This is a genomic window from Allorhizocola rhizosphaerae, from assembly GCF_003426775.1.
GTDB lineage: Bacteria > Actinomycetota > Actinomycetes > Mycobacteriales > Micromonosporaceae > Allorhizocola > Allorhizocola rhizosphaerae.
In genome coordinates, this window is record NZ_QJUG01000002.1 from 1 (window position 1) to 20987 (window position 20987).

Genomic DNA, 20987 nt, shown 5'->3' on the forward strand with positions numbered 1-20987 from the left:
GACGAGAAAATCCCAGATGTGGTACCGAGCACCGCCACCCACTTCCACCGGCTGGCACGCCGCCGCGACCGACAGCGCGTGCGCCAACGACAGCCGCGCGAAGGCGGGCGTGTCGCGGTGGATCGCGATCGCGCCGAGCGCGGCCCGGCGCAGGCCGAACGGGTCGCCCCGGCCGCTGGGCAGGCCGACGGTCACGGCGAGACCCGTCAGCGAGTCGAGCCGGTCGGCGAGGGCGACAAGCGCACCGCGGGGCCCGGCGTGTTCATCGGTGGCCAGGGCGAGCGCGATGGTCGCGACGCGGTCGGCGCGGTCGGCTGTATGACGCACGGAATCCCTACTTGATGGGGTAGACGGTCGTTGGCACGAACGTTTCCACCTCGACCGGCTCTCCGGCGCGCAGTTTCAGCAGTTGCCGCACGGCCAGGTCGGCGACCTTCTGGGAATCTTGCGCAACGGTGGCCCGAAACGGCGTCCCGCCCGACCGGATCACCGCCAGCGCCTCATCGGTGCCGTCGACGCCTATCACGGCGATGTCGGCGGACCCGGTGCCGGCTGTGGTCCGTTGCTGGATCGCGTCGACGGCGCCCAGGGCCATCTCGTCGTTGGTGCAGAAAATGATGTGCGGGTGTTCGCCCTTCTGGCCGAGCTGCGTGAGGTGCCGGTCGACGATTTCACGGCACCGTTCAACCATGCATTGCAGTCGATGGAAGAACTGTAGGGTGGTTACGGCGTGCCGTCGAGGAACATGCGCAGCCGGGCGAAGGTGCGCTGGTCATCGCCTGGGACATGCCCGTTGACCGCGCGGCACGCCCAGCCCAGGCGCAGCGCCAGTTTGGCCGCGGCCACGAGGTCGCCGCCGAATCGCTCGGCGAAGGGCGCCAGATAGGCGTCGCGGAACGGGGCCGTGTCAACGGAGTTGGCGACATCGTCGAGGCCCCACGCCAGCATGCCTTCGAGGGTCACGGACAGGGTGAAGAACGGGTGCGAGACGCACGCGTCTCCCCAGTCGAGCACGAGGTGCCGGCCATCGCGCACGAACACCTGCGCGTCGTGCAGGTCGTCGTGCTGCACGAGCTCGGGCAGCCCGTATGAAGCGAGCTCGGCACACATGTCGGCGACCATCGGCGCCGCGTCGCGGAACCGCCGCTCGGCGGCGAACTCGTCCATCAGGCGCTCGTATGCCTTTGGCAGCACCGCGAGCCGCATGTCCGGCAGGCCCATGGCGAGCAGGTCGTCCACGTCGCCTGCCAGGTCAAGCTGGACACCGGCATAGCGCGACAGGATGTCGTGCCACCGGTCGAGGCTGCGCTCCCGCGCCGACACCACGCGCAGGCTCTCCCCGGCATCGGACATCAGCATCCAGCCGGACACGGTGTCCGCGGCGAGCAGCGGGGGCACGACATCCGGGCGGCGCAAGGCGATCCGTTGCACCACCGCGGCCTCGTGCCGCAGCGAGTCGGCGTTGGCCTTGAACCAGACATCGCCAGCATCGGTCGGCACCCGCAGCACCGTCGACCACAGGACCAGGTGCGGCTGCTCGATGTCGCCCGTGCGGGCGACGCCCAGCTCGCCCAGCCGGGCATCGATCCACGTGTGCACCCCGGCCAGCCAATCGGGGTCCCGCCAACGCTGCTCATCCACGGCGACGAGACTAGCGAGGATCGCCTGCCCGCGACACCTGTTATTCCGGCAGAGCCTCGCCGGTTTCGAGCAGCGTCTTGAGCCCCGACAGCAGGTGCGGCCACCCGTCGCCGACCATGGTCGCCAGCGTGCTGCCGGGCTCGAAATCGCCGTGCGTCACGGTCAGTTTGACGACAGCTCCGGCCGGCTCGATGTCGAACGTGACCTTCGACCGACGCTCGGTGGAGATTTTCTCGTACACCTCGGGGGTCACGCCGACCGCTTCGGCGAACTCCGGCGTGATGCTGTGCCACGTGTAGGAGAGCCGACTGTATGGATTGGACTCCAGCACCACCTGCTCGGGGTCATCCATGATGGTGCCCTTCATGTCCCAGACGATGCGCGAGCCCGGCTTCCAGTCGCTCTTGAAGGTCACGCCCCAGTAGCGGCTGGTGAACGAGGGATCGGTCAGCGCCTGCCACAGCTGCTCGGGCGTGGTCTTGATGTAGGTCTTGTAGACGAAATCGTTGTCTGCCATGGCTGTTGCCTCCAGTGCCTCTTTCAGGTCGTCGAGCGCGCGCACGCGCTCGCGGGCGTATCGCCCGATCCAGCGTTCGGCGATGGCGTTGACCGGTGCGGCGTTGAGGAAGTGAAGCTTCTCCCGCCCCCGCCAGGACGTGGTCACCAGGTCGGCCGCCTCAAGCACGGCCAGGTGCTTGCTCACCGACTGCCGCGCCATGTCGAGGCCCTCGCACAGCTCGCGCAGGGTCTGGCCGTTGCGCTCGTTGAGCCGGTCGAGCAACTTCCGCCGGCTCGGGTCGGCCAGCGCCTTGAAAATCTCGTCCACGCCGATCATCATCCCCACCAAACATGCAGCCGCGAGGCTGCATTACCCACGATAGGCAGCCAACTGGCTGCATGTCAACCACAGCTTTTTCGCAACAGGACCGCATGCGCTCGCCCATCCACTGGTCTCAAGCGAGAGACAAGGAGACAGACCGATGACAAAAAGATGGGCAAGCCTGCTGACGGTGTCGGCGATGGTGATCGCGCAGGGCGCGCTCTGGGCCGGCACCGCGCACGCCGCGACGGGCAACGTGTCCCTGAACGGCTCCGTGGTCCACTACGAGGCCGACAACGTGAACAACCTGATCACGATCACACACGTCGGTACCAACATCATCATTGACGACGTCTGGCCGATGACGGCGGGAGTGGGGTGCTGGACGCTCGACAGCACGAGGGTCGCCTGCGCCGACAGCGGGGTGACGGCCGTGCGGGTGGACGGCAACGATGGCGACGACCGGATCAACAGCGCGATGGACCTGCCGGTGGGGCTGTCCGGCGGGGACGGCGACGACGTGCTCTCCGGCGGCGACGGCAATGACACGCTGCGCGGCGGGCCGGGCTCGGACACCATGGCCGGTGACGGCGGGCGTGACGTCGTGACCTACTCCGGGCAGCTCCGCGGCATCCAGGCCGACCTTGAGGGCGACCGGGACGACGGCGCCTCCGGCGAGGGCGATCTGATCGACGCGGATGTCGAGGACCTGATCGGCGGCGACGGCGACGACACGCTGCGCGGAGACCACGGCAGCAACCGCCTGTACGGCAACGGCGGTGACGACACCGTCTTCGGTCGCAGCGGCGCGGACACGATCTACGGCGGCGCGGGCAACGACGTTCTCGAAGGCATGGACGACGACGACGATGTCTACGGCGGGGATGGCAACGACCGGATCGGCGGTGGCAACGGCGACGACTTCCTCTCCGGCGAGGCGGGCAACGATGTGCTGGAGGGCGGCTTCGGGTTCGACAGCCTCCTCGGCGGCGCCGGCAACGACCAGCTGTTTGGCCAGGGCGATCCCGATTTCATGGACGGCGGCCCGGACGGCGACATCTGCGAGGATTCGTCCACGTGGGTGGCCGTGAGCTGCGAATAATCCAACGGTCGTCCCTGCGAAGGGGCGGCCACAACATTTTCGCAACTGGTAGGAGCTACAAAGATGCGCATGAAGTGGTTGAGAGCCGTGCTCGCCGTCCCGTTGCTGCTCATGCCCACCGCCCCGGCGGCCGCGTCCGATACGTCGACGCCCATTCCGGCTTGGTGTGTCCGCGACCTCGCCATCCGTCCGGTGCAGATGGCCGAGGGCACGCTCGGCCCAGGCGACACCTCGCCCTTCACCTGGTTTGGTTTCACCGTGCACGCCACCGGCTGCCAGATGACCGGCGCGACCGTTGTCTATCGCACCGTGCCGCTGAGCACCGAGGAGGACGACCTCATCGCCGAAAGCGGCACGCTCACCTGGAATGCGTTCGACATGTCCACCCGCACTGTCTACTACAGAGTGTACAAAGACGACAATCGGGAGTCCGACGAGGAATTCGTGTTCAAGGTCGTCTGCGAGGAGTCGCAGGGCATCTCCGCCGGCACCTACGCCAGGGGAACCATCCTCAACGATGACGGGCTGACGTTCAGCTCCGAGCAGCTGGTCTATCACTACCACTGTCGGCAATAGACAGTAGTTCGGTGAGCCGTGCCAGTTCGTAATCGTCGGGCAGGGTGCGGCGCAGCGCCAGCGCGAGGCTCAAGTGTTCGGTCGCACTTGGAAAATCCTCTTTGATGAGGTACGCGTGTGCGACGTGGCCGAGCACGATCGACTCCACGTGCTGGTCGCCGAGCTCCCGGCACAGCGCCCTGGCCCGCGTGAGGTGGGCCAGGGCGGCGTCGTGGTCGCCCATCGCGAGCAGCGTCGCGCCGATGTCGGCCAGCGTGTCGGGCACCCTGTGCTGGTCGCCGATCCGCCGGTAGGTCTCGACCGACTCGTGCAGCGCGTCGAGCGCCTCCGTGAAGCGGGAGCCGTTGCGGTGAGCCAGCCCCAGCCCGTGCAGTACGGCGGCTTCCAGCGGGGCGTTGCCGGTTTCGCGGGCGAGTTCGAGTGCCCGCGTCAGATGGCTCACGTCGCTTCGCCCGGCCTGCGCTCCCGCGTACCCCACGTTGTTGAGCGCGACCGCGAGCGCTGCCGGACTGTTGCGGGACAACAACTCCAGCGCGCGTTCGAAGTGTGCCGCCGCCTCGTCGAAGCGGCGCATGCCCGCGTGGGCCACGGCCATGTTGTTGTGCAGGTGTCCTTCGTCTGCTCCGCTTGCCAACGGCAACGCCGACCCGAGCACTTCCAACGCCTCGTCATGGCGGCGGCTCGCGTTGTAGGCGGCACCGAGCGCACTGAGCATCAACGCCTCATAGGTGACATCCCCAAGTCGTTGCGCCGCAAGCACACCCAGCTTGCAGATCGCGATGCGGTCGGCGCCGCTGCCCCGCCGCATGAAGAACCCACCGAGCAGATATGTCAGCTCGCACACCGCGCGATGGCGCCCGGCCTCCAGCGCGCGCGCCACGACCGGCAGGAGATTGTCCCGTTCACGGTCGAGAAAGCCAACGGCCGCAGCCGATTCGAGCGGGAATGGCAGCGACTCCGGCGGGTGCTCGATAGTGGGCACGAGCCTGGTCCGGGTGGGGCTCAGCGCGGTGTTCGTCGCGGCGCAGACAGCGAGGTACCAGTCGAAGAGACGATTTTCGTCGCCCTCGGAAAGCTCGCGGGCGTAGAGCCGGATGAGGTCGTGGAACCGGTACCGTCCACTTTCGATTTCCGTGATGAGGTGTGCGGCGGCCAGCTCGTCGACGCTGCGGCGCACCCGGCCGAGCGAGACACCCGCCAGCGCGGCGGCCAGGTGCGGTCCGAAGGTGTCACCCGGGTGCAGGCCAAGCAGCCGGAACAGCCGCGCGGCCGGCTCGCTGAGCGCGTGATAGGCGGTGGCGAGGACGGCGCGGACGCCGCGCGAGTCGCCCGGCACGGACAGCACGTCGAGTCGATCGTCATCATCGGACAGCTCGGCGACCAGATCGGCGACGCGCTGGCGCGGGCGTGCGGCGAGTTTGGCTGCGGCGATGCGCAGCGCGAGGGGAAGCCGCCCGCACAGTTGGCTCAGCCGGACCGTCGCCTCCGGCTCGGCGTCCACTCTGGACTGTCCCAGCACCCGGGCGAGCAGTTCGGTGGCGTCGGCCCGGTCCATCGCGCCGAGCCTGACCGGGTGCACGGCGTGGTGGATGAGCAGCGCGGAAAGCTGTTGCCGGCTGGTGACGACGAGCGCGCTGCTCGTGCTCGACAACGCGGGCACGAGCGGGAGCACATGATCGGCCATGCCCGCGTTGTCGAGCACGAGCAGCACCTGGCGTTCTTCAACCACGGAACGGAAAAGTGCGGCCTGAGCGTCCACTTCGGAAGGGACGCGGTCGGCGGGCACGCCGAGCGTGCGCAGCACGTGCGCCAGGGCTTCGGACGGGGTGAGCGCGGAGTCGGGGTCGTGCCCGCGCAGATCGAGGAACAGCTGGCCGTCGGGGTAACGCTCGCGCGCCTCATGCGCCCACTGCAGAGCGAGGGCGGTCTTGCCCGCGCCCGCTGGGCCGGAGATGACGGCGATGGACGTGTCCGGCTTCCAGCCGCGCAGGTCCGCCAGCTCGGCGTAGCGGCCGGAAAAGTGCCCGGCGGGTGGGGGGAGTTGGGCAGGCGCCTGCTTGCGAACGTCGAGTGTCCTATCGCGACGCAGGATCGCGAGGTGGAGATCCTGGATCCGGGCGCCGGGCGCGATTCCGAGCTCATCGGACAGTCGCGAATAGAGGCGCTGATAGTGGTCGAGCGCGTCGGCTTGGCGGCCCGCACGGTACAAAGAAAGCATGAGAAGCTCAATTGTCCGCTCGCGCAACGGGTTCGCGGCGGCCAGCTTCTCCAATTCGGCCACGGCAGGCAGATGGTCGCCCAGCCGCAGCCGGATCTCCCACATCTCCTCGGCGGCGGCCAGGCGCAGGGCGCGCAGGCGTTCGCGCTCGGCGGTGGACCAGTCGTCCTCGCCAACGTCGTTGAGCGCGCCGCCGCGCCACAGGCCCAGCGCCGTCGCGTATTTGTCGGCCGACGACTCGGCGCGGGCCTCGCGCACCAGATCCTCGAACCGGTGGGCGTCGACGTCTCGCCGGTCGACGGCGAGGGCGTAGCCTGGGCCGCGGGTCACCAGCAGGTCGGGCAGGCCGCACGCGTCCAGTGCCTGGCGCACGCGGGCGACGTGACTCTGCAGCGTGCGCAGCGCGGTGCGGGGAGGGTTATCGCCCCACAGCGCGTCGATCAGGCGCGACTGCGTGACGACCGTGCCGGGTTCGAGGGCGAGCAGCGCGACCAGGGCCCGCTGCCGCGTGCCGGCCAGGCCCGTGGACGCGACCGGCCCGACCACCTCGACCGGTCCCAATATCCGCACCCGCACGATCAGAAGGATCGCATGCGGACGCCATCCAGGTCGTCGGGATCACGACTTGTACACGCGAAGGTGCAGATGCGTCACGCGATCACCCTGGACGATGCGTGGGTCGTCGGCGGGGTGGCGTAGATTCTGGCCGTGACATCACAGCATTCTGACCTGGCGCTGCGCCCGGCGAACCCGGAGGATGCGCCGATCGTGGCCCGGATCTGGCATGACGCCTGGGGCGACGGGCACCTCGGCAATGTTCCTGACGCACTGGTCGCCGTGCGGACCCGCGAGTGGTTCGACGCCTGGGCGGCGCAACGCGTGCCCCATGCCACCGTGGCAACCGTCGGCGGCGACATCGCGGGCTTCGTGGTGGTCGTCGACGACGAGGTCGAGCAGGTCTATGTGGACAGGCGCCACCGTGGCGCGGGCGTGGCCAACGTGTTGCTCGCCGAGGCGGAGCGTCAGGTCGCCGCCAACGGCCACGACCGCGCGTGGCTCGCCGTCGTCGGCGGCAACGCCCGCGCCCGCAGGTTCTATGAGCGCAACGGCTGGCACAGCGAGGGCCTGTTCGACTACCTCGCCACCACGGCCGACGGCCCGCTGCCCGTGCCGTGCCACCGCTACGTCAAGCCCGTATCCGCCACGACAACGACCTAGCCGGACGCCTCGCTGGCGCAAGGCCTCGCCTCGCGGTTCCGTTTCCAGCCAACTGGTGTGCTTCCGGTTGGCGGTCGCGCGCTTTGGGCCGAGGCGGTTTTACCGTCCGCGCAGCCGACCGTTGCTTTCTGCGGCCTACTGTTGGCCTTTGGCGGGTGGATACGCAGCAGCCATGATCCGGGCCAATCGCGTTACGTCATCAGGCCTGGCTCTGTCACGCACGAGTCCAAGTCCGGCTGGACCGATGGCTGATTGATGACTGCCACTATGCTTCGTGGGGACGGCATATCACGAGGTCAGGTGGCGATCATGGGATGGAAGGTTGCAGGCAACATAATCATCGTGCTGGCCATTGCGTTTCCCACCCTCGTGGCGCTTGATGGAGCCGCCTGCCTGTTTGGTCTTACCGAGGTCAGGCAGGTTCATATCGTCAGCGAAGAAGAGCGGTGGGGGGTCCAGCCACATATCGGGGAGCCGTCGAGCATCGAGTCGATCGATCTGCGCCATGGCTACTACACAGATTCTGCGGGCAAGCGCTGGAAGACGTTGCTCATCAGCGATTCCCTTGAGGTGGGAACGACCGTGACGGCGTACGGAACTCTTTTTGATCCTCCCTGGACAGAGACCAAGGTCAGCTTCGTAAGTCGAGGACAGGGCGCGTTCTTCATGTTCTGTGGAATTCTTCTCGCCCTTGTGGCGGTGATCGGCAGGAAGTGGCTGGACAACCCGGATCTGAAGCAGCCTAAAGACCAGGACCGCTGATCTCGGGCATGCCCGGAGGCTCGGTCGGGCGTGACCAGATCGAGCTCGACGCGTCACCGCTCGATCTCCCAGGAGAACTGCTCGGGCAGCGGACCGTCCACATGCGACGGCGGTTTGTCCAGGCCCCAGAACGACTCCGTCGGCGCTACGAACACCCCGCGCCGGTCCGTGTCGGACTCGGGCCCGGCGAGCCCATATGCCCGCGACCCGACCACGCACGAGTACACGGTCTTCACAGCCGCGGGTCCACGGGCTCCGACTCGCACGCGAGAATGCCGAACACCAGCTCGTGGAAGGCCCGCCCGGCCGCGACCGCGTCGAGCGCGGCGAGGCCGAGGGCGTGCTCGCGCAGGGCAAGGCTGCGCTTGCGCCCGAGCCGCCGCTGCCGAAGCTGCGCCAGCTGGTCGGGCTCGGTGTAGGACGGCCCGTAAATGATGCGCAGGTATTCACGCCCGCGGCACTTCACGCCGGGCTGCACCCGACCCCCGCCGAACGCCAACCCGTCGTAGGGCTTGACGACCATGCCCTCCCCGCCTGCGGCCGTGAGCTCCAGCCACCAATCAGTAACCGAAGCTTCGGCGTCGGGCGTGACCACGAGCCGCCGCGTGGGTGTGAAAAGCGAAGGGTCCGCCTCGACGAGCCGATCCGCGATCGCCAGGTGCCATCCGTGGTCGCGCGCGGCGTAGGAAACCCCTTTGCCGGCCAGCACAGCGAACGGCGCGAGCGTTACCTCCGCCTCGGAAACGTACGGCCGATAGGCGGCCGAATAGGCGTGCACACCGTCCAAAGCCGACTCCACGCGCCCCCGCAGCTCGCCGACCTCCAGCCCGCGCGCCGCCGCCTGGTCGAGCACCGAGAGCGCGACGGGCAGGGCCGCCCGCCCGGCGGCACCCACAGCCGCGAACCCCTGGATCAGGGTGTGCGCCTTGGCAGACCACGGCAGCAGCTCGCAGTCAAGCATCAGCCAGTCGGTGTCGAGCTCGTCCCAAACCCCGGCCGCGTCGATCGCCGCCCGCACCCGCGCGAGCAACGCCTCCGTCTTCGCACTGTCGAAAAAGGACCGACCGGTGCGGGTGTAGATGACCCCGGTCGAGCCGTCATCGGCAAACCGTTGCGCCGCAATCTCCTGCGAACGGCAGACAACCACGACCGCCCGCGAGCCCATGTGCTTCTCCTCGCACACCACCCGCTCCACGCCCGCCTTGCGCATGTCGGCCAGTGCCTCGATCGGGTGCTCCAGATAACCGTCCACACTGGACGACGGCGCGGGCGCCATGGTCGGCGGAAGCCAGAGCAGCCAGCGCGGATCGACGGCGTACCGGCTCATGACCTCAAGCGCGGCCGCCGCGTGCTCGGCCGGGACGGTTACGGTCCCGTAGTCCGTCGTGATGTGCCGCCGCCCCGTGACCTCCGACAGCTTCGACAAGCCTCCCGAAGCAATCGACGGGGCCTGCAACGGCCGGACCGGCTCGTAGTATTGCCGCTCCGCTTCAACAAAGACCAATTCCTTTTCCGGGTACCGCATCGCGGTCAGCCTGCCGCCGAACACCGCACCCGTGTCGAGGCAGATCGTGTTGTTCACCCACTCGGGGATGAGCACCGGCGTGTGTCCATAAACGACCATCGCGCGCCCGCGATAGTCGTTTGCCCATGGATATCGCACGGGCAATCCGTATTCATCGGTCTCGCCGGTCGTGTCACCGTACATGGCGAACGCACGGACCCGGCCCGACGCCCGCCCGTGGTATTCCTCCTTGAGCCCGGCGTGCGCCACGACCAGCCGCCCGCCATCGAGCACATAGTGCGAGATGAGGCCGTCCAAAAACGACACCAGCCCCTCGACGGGCGAGGTCTCCAATTGCGCAAGCGTCTCGCCGAGCCCGTGGCTCACCCTGACCTTGCGCCCCTGCAAATGCTTGAGCAGCTTCGCCTCATGGTTTCCGGAAACACACAAAGCCCGCCCGCGCGCCACCATGTCCATCACGAGCCGCAGCACGCCCGGCGAGTCGGGCCCGCGATCGACGAGATCGCCCACGAACACGGCCGTCCGCCCTGCCGGGTGCGCCCAACCGTCCACGGTGGACTCCCACCCGAGCTTGCCCAGCAACAGCTCCAGCTCGGCCCGGCAGCCATGCACATCGCCGATGATGTCGAACGGCCCGCTCAGCTCCCGCCGGTCGTTGAACAGCTTGTCGAACCGGACCTCCACATCGGACGGATCGGTGAGCACGTGCACCCTGCGGAATCCCTCGCGCTGCAGCTGCCCGATCGACCGGCGCAGATCGCGCCCCTGCCGGCGCAGCACCTCGCGCCCGAACTCCCGGTCGGGCCGGGCCTGCGTGCGCTCCCAGCACACCGCCTCGGGCGTGTTGAGCACGATGGCGACCGGGAGCACGTCATGCTCCCGCGCCACCCGCACCAGATCGGCCCGCGCGTGCGCCTGCACGTTGGTCGCGTCGACCACCGTGAGCCGCCCGGCGCGCAGCCGCTTGCCCGCAACATGGTGCAGCACCTCGAACGCGTCGCCCGAGGCCGACTGTTCGTTTTCGTCGTCGGCCACCATCGCGCGGAACGCGTCGCTCGACAGCACCTGCGTCGGCCGAAAATGCTTGCGGGCGAACGTCGACTTGCCCGAGCCCGAGATGCCAACGAGCACGACCAGTGACAGCTCCGGCAGATCCACAATGGACATCAGTTCACCCCGCTCCTTTTGAACAGCGCGAGTTGTGTGGGCGCGCCCAGCTGTGGGTCGTTGTCGCCCACCCCTCGCAAGTCGACCGTGTAACCGTAGGCTGAAGCCACCTCGTTGGCCCACGCCGCGAACTCCGCACGCGTCCATTCGAAACGGTGGTCGCGATGCCGCATCGTCCCGGCCGCCAGCGACTCGTAGCGCACGTTGTATTCAGCATTCGGCGTGGTGACGACGACAAACGCCGGGGCGGCATGCCCGAACACCGCTTCGCACAGGGCGGGCAACCGCGGCTCGTCCACGTGCTCGATGACCTCCATCAGCACGGCCGCGTCGAATCCCGCCAACCGATCGTCCACATAGGTCAGTGCGGTCTGGATCAGCTCCGCGCGCCCGCGCAGCCGCCGCGACGCGAGCTCGAGCGCGCGCACCGACACATCGGCCCCGACGACGCGCGTGTAACGCCTGCCCCGTACCAAATCGCTCAACAAAGCGCCCGCACCACACCCGAGATCGAGCACACTCTTCGCACCCGTCGACGCGAGCGCCTCAAGCACGGCCTCCCGCCGAAGCACATTGAGCGGTTTGCTCTCGTTGTCGAGGTCCTCCACCACGACCGCATCCGGAGCCAGCTCGTCGAAACGCGACTCGGCCTGCTTGGCGAGCGCACCTTGATGGGCAAGGAATCGCTTGGTAATCAACGACCTTTCGGGATGCGCGCCGAGCCAGCCCTCGCCCTTGTCCAGCAGCTTGTCGATTTCATCGGGCGCGACCCAATAATGCTTGGCATCATCCAGTACCGGAATAAGCACATAGAGATGGTTGAGTGCATCGGCAAGCCGCACCGTGCCGCTCAGCGTCAGGTCGACGTAGCGGCTGTCGCCCCACGCCGGGAAAGCCGGATCGAGCGGCACCGCAACACCGCGCACCTCCCACCCCAGGGGCGCGAAAAGCCGTTGCGCCAGGTCGATTCCGCCCTTGCAGCGCAGCGCGGGCACGCGCACCTCCAACGGGATCGGCGCAGCCGCAAGCTCCGGCCGGTCCCGGCTCTCACCCCGCGCCGCCGTGCGGAACACCCGGTTGAGTGCGGCCGACAACAGGCTGGACGCGGCGAACGGGCGATCATTAACATAACGGTTCAGCTGTTCGCCCGCGTTGTTCTCCAGACGCCGCGGATCGGCCTCCAGCAGGAGCGCAGCCGTGCAACGCCGCTCGGTCGCCTCGGGAAACACCACCGTGGCCGTGCCGTAGGGCAGGTCGAACCGGTGCACCCGATCCGGATGCTTCACCAGCAGATATCCCAGATCGGTCGCCGGCCGGTGAGTCGTGGTCAGGGTGAGTAGCACCCAGTCATCGTAGTGGGAGGGCGCGTGCGCCGTAATGTGGATTTCACCGTGCTGCTTGCCTACGCGGCCTTCGTGCTGATCGGCCTGAGCACGGGCGTGAGCGGCGTGCTCCTGCTGTCGCAAATGCACGATTACGGCGTGGACCGGGCGGTGATCGGCATCACGTTCTTCACCGGGTCCGGGGGCTTCCTGTTGGGCAGCACGACCGTCGGTGTGCTGATGAGCCGGTTCGGCACGCGTGCGGCGGTGGTCGCGGGCGGTGTGCTGTTCCTGGTCGCCGGGCTCTACACGGCCACACGCCCGTCGTTCGTGGTTTTCCTTGCGGTGCAAGTGGTTCTTGGCTACGGCACGGGCTTGCTGGAGTCGGTGCTCAACGCGCATCTGGCCGCGCTGCCCAACGCCACCAATCGGCTCAACCGGCTGCACGCGTTCTTCGGTGTGGGCGCGCTGCTCGGGCCGCTGCTCGCCACGTGGGTCACCGGATTCGCCTCATGGCCCATCGTCTGGCTGGTGCTCGGGCTCGCCGCGCTCCCACTCGTCGTGGGTTTCCGCATGGCGTATCCGAGCGTGGCGCGTGCGGCCGAGCCGGTGGTGGCCACGGGCGAGCGTGGCGTGTTGCGCCGGCCGGCTGTGCTTCTCGGCGCGGCGTTGCTCGCGGTCTACGTGGGCATCGAATTCTCCATGGGCAACTGGAGTTTCGGCTATCTGGTCCAGGAGCGCGGGCAGTCCGAGGCGATATCGGGCTATGCGGTCAGCGGGTACTGGTTCGGGCTCACCGCGGGCCGGTTCGTGCTCAGCCCGATCGTGGCGCGGCTGGGCCTGGGCACGGTGGGCCTGATGTACACGTGCCTGGTCGGCGTCGCCGGGTCGGTCGGCCTCACCTGGCTCGCGCCCATCGCGGGCCTCGCCGTGCTCGGCTTCTTCCTCGGGCCCATCTTCCCGACCACCATGGCGGTCACGCCGCAACTCGTTGAGCCGCGCATGGTCCCGTCCGCGATCGGGATGCTCAACGCCGGTTCGGTGGTGGGCGGTTCGCTCATGCCGTGGCTGGCCGGTGTGGTCGCGCAGGGCGTGGGCGTGTGGACGCTGCTGCCGTTCACCCTGGCGCTCGCCCTGCTCCAGCTGGCCGTCTGGTGGCCGATGGCGCGGGGGCTGGACGGCGTACCCCCTAAAAATCCAAATCCACCCACACCGCTGCATGATCCGAAGCAGCATGCTTCGCCGCTGTGATGTCCTCGTAGACGGTCCAGTGTTTGGACGCCTTGACGTTGCCGGAGTCGCCCCACAGGCCCTTGCGGAAGATGCCGCCATCGACCACCCGATCCGCCAACTCGGGCGACAGCAGGATGTAGTCGAGCCGGTTGCGCAGCGTGCACGACTGGAACGTGCCCGGCCGCTCGCGCTTGAGGTCCTTCGGGTCGAACACGCCGGTGAACTTCGGCAGCCGGTAGGCGTCGGTCAGCGGTGACTTCGGGCCGAGCAGGGCCTCCAGAGTGGGCGGCGGCAGCTCGGGGTGGTCGCGGTCGGGGCCCTTGTTGAGATCGCCCACCACCGCGACGAACTTCGCGCCCTCCTTGCGCATCTGCTTATAGATCTTCAACACCTGGTCGGCCTGCCTGGTGCGCAAGGGATCCGGGTCGCCACCGATGAACGACTGCGACTTGAGATGGTTGACCATTACGAACAGGTCGTCGCCCGATGGCAGGCGCAGGCTGAACACCGGGCAATCCCGGCTGAACAGCCGCCGCTTCGCGTTGGCCGGGTCGGGCACATCGACGTGGCTGCGCATCCACCGGATGTCGATTCCTTCGGCACACATGATGCCGACATCGATGCCGCGTAAGTCGTTACCGTCGATGAGCATGGCGTGCGGATACCTCCCGCGCAGCAGCTCGTCGTTGAACCGGGCCAGCGACGGCCGGCTCTCCGCCTCGACCACGCACAGCACGTCAGCGCGCACGTCCTTGATGACCTGCGCGGTCATCCGCGTGGCGATCTCGTCAACCGGCTCGGTGGCCAGCTCCACCCAACCGATCCAGTCCCCACGACCCTTCGCCACGATTCGCGGCTCACGGTGGGGCGGTGCGGAAAGGAAATCGCCGCGGTTTTCCCGCAGCAGTGCCCAGGCATCCTCGAATTGACGCTTGTTGAGCCTCAATCCTTCTTTGGTATGGACGATGATGCGCAGAGTTTCCAGCGCCCGCAGCATCACGGCCTTGTCGTCGTCGCTGTAGTCGCGCTGCGCGGCGATCCGGTTGAACGTCTCGAACGCCTCCAGCGCGGCCCGCCCCTTCGACCACGTGGCGGTATGGAGCGCCTTCGCCCGCGCGAACAGGTTTTCGACGTTGAACGTCGCGAGCCTGATGCTCATGCCCTCATTGTCACAACCGAAGCGGCACGCTGGGGCCGATAGTCCCAGATCTGATAGGCATGGTGCATGAGTACACCCTGGTTTCACCTCGCCATCCCCGTCGACGACCTGTCTGCCGCCCGTGCCTTCTACGGCGGGGTGCTCGGCCTGCCCGAGGGCCGCTCCGCCGAGCATTGGGTGGACTGGAACTTCTACGGCCACCAACTGGTGACGCATGTGGCTCCTGGCGCGGCAGCGAAGGCGACGAATCCCGTTGACGGGCATGAGGTCCCGGTGCCGCACTTCGGTTTGATCCTGTCGATCCCGGCCTTCCACCAGCTCGCCGAGCGCCTGCGCGCCGCGGGCACGAAGTTCGTCATCGAGCCATACCTGCGTTTCGAGGGCCTGCCGGGGGAGCAGTGGACGATGTTCCTCACCGATCCTGCCGGAAACGCCTTGGAGTTCAAGGCGTTCCGCGACGAGTCGCAGGTGTTCGCCAAATGAGCCGGGGGGTACTGGTCACGGGCGCGTCGCGCGGGATCGGGCGCGCCGTCGCGGATGCGTTCGAGGCAAACGGCGACCGGGTGGTCAGGCACAGCACGGGCCAGGGCGACCTGCGCGATCCCGAACAGGCCCGCACGGTGGTGCAGCGGGCGGTCGAGACCCTGGGCGGGATCGACGTTCTGGTCAACAACGCGGCTGTCTACATCGGACACCCGATCGCCACGACCTCCTACGAGGACTGGCAGGCGGCGTGGCGGGAGACGTTCGCGGTCAACGTCTTCGGCGCGGCCAACGTGACCTACTGCTCGGCCCGGCACATGATCGAGCGCGGTGCGGGCGGGCGGATCATCAACGTCGGCTCGCGCGGGGCATACCGGGGTGAGCCGGACCATCCGGCATACGGGGCCAGCAAGGCCGCATTGCACTCGTTCGGCCAGTCGCTCGCGGTCGCGCTCGGCCCGCACGGCATCGCCGTCGCCAGCGTCGCACCCGGGTTTGTGCACACCGAGCGCCAGCATGACGCGATCACCGGGCCGGAGGGCGAGCGGATCCGGGCGCAGAGCCCCTTCGGCCGGGTGGGCACGCCCGAGGAGGTCGCCGCGGCTGTGATGTACCTCGCATCAGGCCCCGCGACCTGGGCTTCCGGCACCGTACTCGACCTCAACGGGGCCTCCTATCTCCACTAAAAGCCGATCATCGGGAATTGAGTCGACCCGACTCAAGTTTCCTCTGACACCGGCACCTAGAGGCACCTAGATAGGAGAGAACAGGACATGAGCGCATTGACGTTGTGGACCCGTCGCGACCCGTTCGCGGAGTTCTTCGGTCCGGTCGGGATCGAGCGCGGCTTCGTTCCCGCCGCCGAGATCGTGCGCGACGGCGACGACGCGGTCGTCCGGCTGGAGCTGCCGGGCGTCGACCCGGACAAGGACGTGACCGTCGAGCTCGACCGCGGCCGGTTGGTCGTGCGCGGTGAGCGGCGCGACGAGCGGGCCGAGCAGGAGGATGGGCGGACGCTGCGTGAGGTGCGCTACGGCTCGTTCAAGCGGTCGTTCGTGCTTCCCGCCCACGTGACTTCCGAGGCGGTGAGCGCGTCCTACGACGCGGGCGTGCTGAGCGTGCGCATCACCAACGCCCACGTCAACAACGAAGCGAAGAAGATTAGCATTACCGTTTGATGCCAACGGCCGGGTGCTGTCCTATATGGACAGCGCCCGGCCGGCCCACGTTTCGGTGTGCTGCCCGATGGGTACCGTCCACATGTGATAGTTGACCGGCTACGCCCTGGCGACCACGTCTGCTGGGCATTCGATGCGGATGACACGGCAACGGAAGTGGTCACCGAATATGTCGAGAGCGGACTGCGCGACGAGCACAAGGTGCTCTACTTCGGCGCCGAGCTGCTTCCCGCCGCGCTGCTCGACACGCTCGACGGAGCCGATGGCCAGTTCGAGGCGAGCCCGGCCGCGCAGATTTTCCGGCCCGACGGCAGTTTCGAGCCCTCGCGCGCGGTCGAGACGATGGCGGGCCACATCGCCACCGCGCGCAGCGAAGGCTGGACCGGCCTGCGGGTGCTGGGCGAGATGGCATGGGCGGCCACGGACCGGCCCGTTGCGGTCAAGCGGCTGGCGCAGTTCGAGGCCGACGTCAACCAGCTGTTCATCGACGACTACGCGATGGCCGTATGTGCGTACAACCGCAGGCTTTTCAATTGGACCGACTTGAGCGAGGTCTGCGCGAGCCATCCGGGGGCGGTCACGTCCAATCATTCCATTGACTGGGACCCGTTGCTGCGCATGCGCCGCACAACCGATCCGTTTGGCGTCGCACTCTCCGGTGAGGCCGACGCGTCCAATCAGCGCTCGCTGGCCGCCGTGCTGCGCGCGCTCATCGCCGAGTCCAATGGCGACACTCTCACCGTCGACGCCACCGGCCTGCGCTTTGCCGACGTGTCCACGGCCCGCCAGATTATCGGCGCGGCGGAAGCGGTGCAGGGCGTCGTGCGGGTGGTCGGCGCGTCGCCCACGCTTGAGTGGTTGCTCAGCTTCGTGCCGAGCCGGCCCGTGCCGAACCTGACCGTGGAGCGTGCGTGACAGCTCTCTGCGGTAGTGTCCACGGCTGTGTCATTCACGTTTCACGTCGATCTGCGCGGGATCGTCGACCTGCTGAGCCATCACCTCTACGCGAGCCCCCGGGTCTACGTCCGCGAGCTGATGCAGAATGCCGTCGACGCCATCACGGCCGCGGGCCGCACAGCGGAGGGCCGCATCGACATCGAGACGCAGGCGGTCACCGGCGGACCGCTGCGCATCACCGACAACGGCATCGGTCTGACCGAGGCACAGGTCCACGAGCTGCTCGCCACGATCGGGCGCAGCTCCAAACGCGACGATCTGGGCTTCGCCCGGCACGAGTTCCTCGGCCAGTTCGGCATCGGGTTGCTGTCGTGCTTCCTGGTCGCCGACGAGATTGTGGTGCACACGCGCTGTGACGGTCACCCGGCGGTCGAATGGGTCGGCTCATCGGACGGAAGCTACCGCGTTTCCGTGCTTCCAGATTCAAACCTCCCCTTTGGTACGGTCGTGAGCCTGCAGCCGCGCCATGGTGCGCGCGAGTGGCTGGAGCCCGCGACGGTGCGCGAGTTGGCCACCCTCTACGGCTCGATGCTGCCGATCCCGGTGCGCGTCGACGGTGAGCCCATCACCTTGGGCCTGCGGCCGTGGGAGACCGCCGACGGCGAGTCGGCTCTGGCCCGCCGCACGCGGCTGTTGTCATACGCCGAGGAGCACTTCGGCTTCCTGCCGTTCGACATCATCGATCTGGAGGCGGCCGAGGCGGGCCTGCGCGGTGTGGCGTTCGTGCTTCCCGTGCCGTCGTCTCCGTCGTCGCGTGCGGCACACCGTGTCTATCTCAAGCAGATGCTCCTGGGTGAGGGCATCGAGGGACTGCTGCCCGAGTGGGCGTTCTTCGTGCGCTGCGTGGTCGACACCACCGAGCTGCGGCCCACCGCCAGCCGCGAGGCGCTGTATGAGGACAGTCTGCTCGAACAGGTGCGTGACGCGCTCGGCGACCAGCTGCGCGGCTGGATGACCCGGCTGGGCGCCACCGACCACCACCGGCTCGACGCGTTCCTGCGCATCCACCACCTGGGCGTCAAGGCGCTGGCCGCGCACGACGACGAGATGCTGCGGCTCGTGGCGCAGTGGTGGCCGTTCGAGACCACGGTCGGAGCCATGACCCTCGCGGAGTTTCGCGACCGGCACGGGCTCATCCGCTACGCGCCCTCGCTCGACGAGTTCCGCCAGATCGCCGCGGTCGCGTCCGCGCAAGGCATCGCGGTCGTCAACGCCGGTTATGTGTACGACGCCGACCTCATCGCGCGCCTGCCCGAGGTCGACAAGGAGGCGGTGGTCGAGCCGCTCGCGGCGACCGATCTGACCACCCGGCTGGACGAGCTCGAACCCGACGTCGAGCTCGGTCTGCGCCCGTTCCAGCTTGCGGCGCAACGCATCCTGGACCGGTTCGGGGTGGAGCTGCTGATCCGGGCGTTCGACCCGGTGAGCCTGCCCGCGCTGTACCTGCTCGACGGCGACACCGCGTTCAACATCGACCTGCGCCGGGGCCAGGAACAGGTCGACGACGTGTGGGCGTCGATCCTGGGCTCGTTCACCGCCGGGCGCACCGACCGCCCGCAGCTCGTGCTGAACCACCGCAATCCGTTGGTGCGCCAGGCGATGTCCATCGCCGAGCCCGACCTGGCGGTGCTCGCGGTGGAGGGCCTGTATGTGCAGGCGCTGCTGCTCGGGCACCAGCCGCTGCGCCCGGTCGACACGGCGGCGATGAACCAGTCGTTCCTCGGACTGCTGGGCCGTGCGATGAAGGCGCAGTCATGATTTTGTCCGAAGTGGAGCTCAGCCAGCGTTGGGTGCAGGCCTACGGCATGCCGCGCGGCCCGGCGAAGTTCGAGGCGCTCGACTACGTGCTGCGGCACGCCGACGCGGCCGGGCTTACCCAGCATGCGCTCAGCTGGCGCATGATGGCGCTCACCGAGTTCCACCACGGCGGCGACCCGGCGCGGGTGTTCCTCGCGTTCTCCCAGTGCCTGGCGGCGATCGACCGCGACCCGTCGCTTCAGTACAGCGAGCACAGTCTGCTGTGGACGTTCAAGTGGGTGGTGTGGGCGCTGCCGCAGTTCCCGGAGATCCCGCTGGAGCGCACGTTCGCCGTGCTCGACGATATGCAGGCGCGCTATCTGCGCGCCGGGCACAGCCTGCACGCCTTCTATCAGCACCGATGGCTGGTCTCCCACCACATCGGACTGTCCGATGCGGAGGAATGGTACGTCAGGCTCGTCACGGCCGAGCGAGACAGCCTGTCCGACTGCCGGCATTGCGTCCCGTCGTCGCAGGTGCGCCACCTGGCGACGATGGGACGCGACGAGGAGGCCATCGAGGTGGGCGCGCCGTTCACCAGTGGCGGCTGCACTGAGCAGCCCCAATGGATGCTCTCCGAGCTGCTTGTGCCATACCTGCGCACGGGCCGTTGGGAGCAGGCGGCCGACGCCCACCGGGTCGGCTACGCGCACATGCGCGGCGACCGGCACCACCTGGACAACATCGCGCAGCACGTGTTCTTCTGCGGTTTGAGCGGCAACGAGGTGCGCGGGCTGGAGCTCGTCGACCGGCATCGCGGCTGGCTCGACGCGCCGTCGTCGCCTTATGCCGCAATGGAGTTCGCGTCCGCGGCGGCGCTCGTGCTGCGCCGGGTCGGTGAGGCGGACGACGCGGCGCGCATGGCGCGCCTTGCCCGTGACATCGCCGCGCGGTTCGACGCCCGCAACGGCAACACCCATCAGAGCACCCGCATCGAGGCTCGCATGGCCGCCGAGCCGTTGGCCGAGCGTGTGGCGCTCACGGCCGTCGGCGGATATCGGCGCGGCATGCCGAAGGCCGCGGCCAGGCTGCTGGATCTCGTCGGCGAGCTGACCGCGCAGGGCGATCCGGAGACGGCGGCGAGCACGCTGTTCGCGGCGGCGCGCCATCTGCACGCGGCCGGGCAGGCCGACGACGCCATCGAGACCGCCGAGGAGGCGGTGCGCGCGCTCGACCGGCACGCTCTGACCGAGGAGGCGCTGCGCTGCCGGGCCCTGCTCTGGGAGCTCTACCTGGACTGGACGAACGACCGCGAACGGGCCGACGCGCTGCTCGACGAGCTGTTGGCCGCACCGAGCCTGCCCGAGGGCGTGCCGTCGCACGCCGACATGTGCCAGCGGGCGGGGCGTTACGTCGAGGCGGCCGCGCACCATCGGCAAGCCGGTGATCGGTTGGGCGAGCTGCGGGCGCTGCTGTGTGCGCTGCCCTCCGACGACGCGGCGACCCTCGCACACGCGGAGGCGGTGGCGGCCGGCGACTGGGCGCCCACGGAGCTCCTGGCCGCGCTCGACAGCTTCGCCGCGGAGGCGCTCTATCGCGCGGGCGACTACGTGGGCGCCGTTGCCCGCACAGAGGTGGGGCTGCGCCGCGAGCCCGGCGACGAATTCTCGGCGCGGCACCGGCTCCGGATGACGGCGGCGCAGGCGCTGGTGCGTTTGGGCAGACCGGCCGAGGCCGAACCGCTGGCGCGCGCCGAAACCGATGACTACTCGGTCGCCGGGCCCTGTGTGCTGGCTCTGGTCCTGCGGCGGCTCGGCCGCGACGCCGAGGCCGAAGCGGTGATGGACCTCTACGGGCTCGACGAGCACGATCTCTATCTGGAGTAGAGG

General features: G+C 68.4%; 19 protein-coding genes and 1 pseudogene. 11 read left to right on the top strand and 9 right to left on the bottom strand.

Annotation, left to right across the window (positions count from 1 at the left end):
* The 4 genes from DM816_RS00460 to DM816_RS00475 all read right to left on the bottom strand — a co-directional run.
* On the bottom strand, window positions 1–327 hold a 327-nt coding region (locus DM816_RS00460), incomplete at its 3' end, for a glycine--tRNA ligase subunit beta (protein WP_117208013.1).
* Window positions 328–334: 7 nt separating this feature from the next.
* Complete coding sequence (locus DM816_RS00465; protein ID WP_117208014.1) at window positions 335–691, bottom strand: substrate-binding domain-containing protein; 357 nt, start codon at window positions 689–691, stop codon at window positions 335–337.
* A 32-nt stretch (window positions 692–723) separates the two neighbouring features.
* A complete protein-coding gene (locus tag DM816_RS00470) occupies window positions 724–1641 on the bottom strand; it encodes an aminoglycoside phosphotransferase family protein (RefSeq protein WP_162906958.1) in 918 nt (305 codons plus the stop codon).
* 40 nt (window positions 1642–1681) lie between these two features.
* Window positions 1682–2476: an ArsR/SmtB family transcription factor gene (locus DM816_RS00475; RefSeq protein WP_211588496.1), complete on the bottom strand. Its 795-nt coding sequence runs from the start codon at window positions 2474–2476 to the stop codon at window positions 1682–1684.
* Window positions 2477–2621: 145 nt separating this feature from the next.
* On the opposite strand from DM816_RS00475, the gene DM816_RS00480 reads away from it, so the two are divergent.
* Window positions 2622–3563: a calcium-binding protein gene (locus DM816_RS00480; RefSeq protein ID WP_117208016.1), complete on the top strand. Its 942-nt coding sequence runs from the start codon at window positions 2622–2624 to the stop codon at window positions 3561–3563.
* Between the two features lie 69 nt (window positions 3564–3632).
* Complete coding sequence (locus DM816_RS00485) at window positions 3633–4139, top strand: hypothetical protein (RefSeq protein ID WP_117208017.1); 507 nt, start codon at window positions 3633–3635, stop codon at window positions 4137–4139.
* On the opposite strand, the gene DM816_RS00490 is transcribed toward DM816_RS00485, so the two are convergent.
* Entirely contained in the window at window positions 4096–6933 is a 2838-nt protein-coding gene (locus tag DM816_RS00490) for an AfsR/SARP family transcriptional regulator (RefSeq protein ID WP_117208018.1), read from the bottom strand. The two genes, DM816_RS00485 and DM816_RS00490, sit on opposite strands and share 44 nt — an antisense overlap.
* A gap of 132 nt (window positions 6934–7065) precedes the next feature.
* On the opposite strand from DM816_RS00490, the gene DM816_RS00495 reads away from it, so the two are divergent.
* Entirely contained in the window at window positions 7066–7575 is a 510-nt protein-coding gene (locus tag DM816_RS00495) for a GNAT family N-acetyltransferase (protein WP_117208019.1), read from the top strand.
* 309 nt (window positions 7576–7884) lie between these two features.
* Window positions 7885–8337, top strand: a complete 453-nt coding sequence (locus DM816_RS00500) for a hypothetical protein (protein ID WP_162906960.1) — start codon at window positions 7885–7887, stop codon at window positions 8335–8337.
* Window positions 8338–8393: 56 nt separating this feature from the next.
* Here DM816_RS00500 and DM816_RS00505 read toward each other — a convergent pair.
* The 3 genes and pseudogenes from DM816_RS00505 to DM816_RS00515 all read right to left on the bottom strand — a co-directional run.
* A pseudogene (locus DM816_RS00505) lies at window positions 8394–8573 on the bottom strand (DNA polymerase beta superfamily protein); the annotation flags it as partial.
* On the bottom strand, window positions 8570–11029 hold the full coding sequence (locus DM816_RS00510) for a polynucleotide kinase-phosphatase (protein WP_117208022.1): 2460 nt from the start codon (window positions 11027–11029) through the stop codon (window positions 8570–8572). The pseudogene DM816_RS00505 and the gene DM816_RS00510, both read right to left, overlap by 4 nt.
* Entirely contained in the window at window positions 11029–12372 is a 1344-nt protein-coding gene (locus DM816_RS00515) for a 3' terminal RNA ribose 2'-O-methyltransferase Hen1 (protein ID WP_117208023.1), read from the bottom strand. The genes DM816_RS00510 and DM816_RS00515 overlap by 1 nt, the downstream gene beginning before the upstream one ends.
* 24 nt (window positions 12373–12396) lie before the next feature.
* On the opposite strand from DM816_RS00515, the gene DM816_RS00520 reads away from it, so the two are divergent.
* Window positions 12397–13602: an MFS transporter gene (locus tag DM816_RS00520; RefSeq protein ID WP_117208024.1), complete on the top strand. Its 1206-nt coding sequence runs from the start codon at window positions 12397–12399 to the stop codon at window positions 13600–13602.
* Here DM816_RS00520 and DM816_RS00525 read toward each other — a convergent pair.
* Window positions 13541–14743 (bottom strand): endonuclease/exonuclease/phosphatase family protein, encoded by a 1203-nt coding sequence (locus tag DM816_RS00525; protein WP_117208025.1) that lies wholly within the window; start codon window positions 14741–14743, stop codon window positions 13541–13543. The genes DM816_RS00520 and DM816_RS00525 overlap by 62 nt on opposite strands.
* Window positions 14744–14809: 66 nt before the next feature.
* Here DM816_RS00525 and DM816_RS00530 point away from each other — a divergent pair, with 66 nt between their 5' ends.
* From DM816_RS00530 to DM816_RS00555, 6 genes are all read left to right on the top strand, one after another.
* Window positions 14810–15226: a VOC family protein gene (locus DM816_RS00530; protein WP_117208026.1), complete on the top strand. Its 417-nt coding sequence runs from the start codon at window positions 14810–14812 to the stop codon at window positions 15224–15226.
* Window positions 15223–15912 (top strand): SDR family NAD(P)-dependent oxidoreductase, encoded by a 690-nt coding sequence (locus DM816_RS00535; RefSeq protein WP_117208027.1) that lies wholly within the window; start codon window positions 15223–15225, stop codon window positions 15910–15912. The genes DM816_RS00530 and DM816_RS00535 overlap by 4 nt, the downstream gene beginning before the upstream one ends.
* A gap of 87 nt (window positions 15913–15999) precedes the next feature.
* Entirely contained in the window at window positions 16000–16404 is a 405-nt protein-coding gene (locus DM816_RS00540) for an Hsp20/alpha crystallin family protein (protein ID WP_117208028.1), read from the top strand.
* Between the two features lie 84 nt (window positions 16405–16488).
* Window positions 16489–17319 (top strand): MEDS domain-containing protein, encoded by an 831-nt coding sequence (locus DM816_RS00545; RefSeq protein ID WP_162906961.1) that lies wholly within the window; start codon window positions 16489–16491, stop codon window positions 17317–17319.
* Window positions 17320–17346: 27 nt separating this feature from the next.
* Window positions 17347–19119 (top strand): HSP90 family protein, encoded by a 1773-nt coding sequence (locus DM816_RS00550; protein WP_117208095.1) that lies wholly within the window; start codon window positions 17347–17349, stop codon window positions 19117–19119.
* On the top strand, window positions 19116–20984 hold the full coding sequence (locus DM816_RS00555) for a tetratricopeptide repeat protein (RefSeq protein WP_246001383.1): 1869 nt from the start codon (window positions 19116–19118) through the stop codon (window positions 20982–20984). Before DM816_RS00550 ends, DM816_RS00555 begins: the two co-directional genes overlap by 4 nt.
* The last annotated feature ends 3 nt before the right edge of the window (window positions 20985–20987 follow it).